The organism is Mesorhizobium sp. M2C.T.Ca.TU.002.02.1.1 (assembly GCF_003997225.1).
In genome coordinates, this window is the sequence record NZ_RZTO01001527.1 from 1 (window position 1) to 457 (window position 457).

Consider the following 457-nt stretch of genomic DNA (forward strand, 5'->3'; position numbering starts at 1 on the left):
CGGTCTCCGTTTGCGCGCCTCAACCGCATTGGAGACATGAAATGACCAATCACAATTTGACCGGATGCCTCGTCGGCGCCACTGCCGCGATCATCATGATGATGGCGGACGCTGCCACGGCGGAAGCCGTCAATCCGCTTGCCGAAAAGGTGCGGGCGCTGGACAGCCGCTTCGAGGACGTCGCGGCGGCGAAGGCCGAAGGCTACGCGCCGATCCCTTGCGCCAGCGGCCTCACCGGCGGCGCCATGGGCATCCATTACGTCAACGCCGCCTATCTTAAAGACGACGCCGTCGACGTCGCCAAGCCGGAAGCGGTGATGTACGAACCGATGGCCGACGGCACGCTGAAGCTGATCGCGGTCGAATACATCACCGCGAAAGGTCCGGCCTCGCTCGAAGGCCATCTGTTCAACTTCAACACGGCGCCCAACCGCTACGGCCTCGGCCCGTTCTACGA

General features: G+C 63.7%; 1 protein-coding gene. It reads left to right on the top strand.

Features of this window, described 5'->3' with window-relative positions; all coding sequences use genetic code 11:
* Positions 1 to 95: 95 nt before the first annotated feature.
* The coding region (locus EOD07_RS37115) for a hypothetical protein (protein WP_245470652.1) at positions 96 to 457 on the top strand (362 nt) is incomplete at its 3' end.